This window comes from Oceanobacter antarcticus, from assembly GCF_044962685.1.
GTDB lineage: Bacteria > Pseudomonadota > Gammaproteobacteria > Pseudomonadales > Oceanobacteraceae > Oceanobacter > Oceanobacter antarcticus.
In genome coordinates, this window is the sequence record NZ_JBBKTX010000141.1 from 1 (window position 1) to 236 (window position 236).

The following is a 236-nucleotide window of genomic DNA, read 5'->3' on the forward strand; positions in this document are numbered from 1 at the left end:
GGCTGAAACACCAAAGCCCGTTAAAAAAACATCCGGCCGTAAGCCTTTACCGGCTGAATTACCCCGTGTACGCATTGAACATGATCTTCCTTTGGCCGATAAAATCTGCGCCTGCGGTTGCACCAAAAAACACATCGGCGAAGACACCAGCGAGCAATTGGATATTATTCCGGCGGTGGTTCAAGTCTTGGTGCATGCACGACAAAAATACGTTTGCGAAGCCTGTGAAAGCGGCG

Annotated in this window: 1 protein-coding gene; it reads left to right on the plus strand. The window is 50.0% G+C overall.

The features are described from left to right. The coding region (locus tag WG929_RS21435) for an IS66 family transposase zinc-finger binding domain-containing protein (protein WP_416207655.1) at positions 1-236 on the plus strand (236 nt) is incomplete at both ends.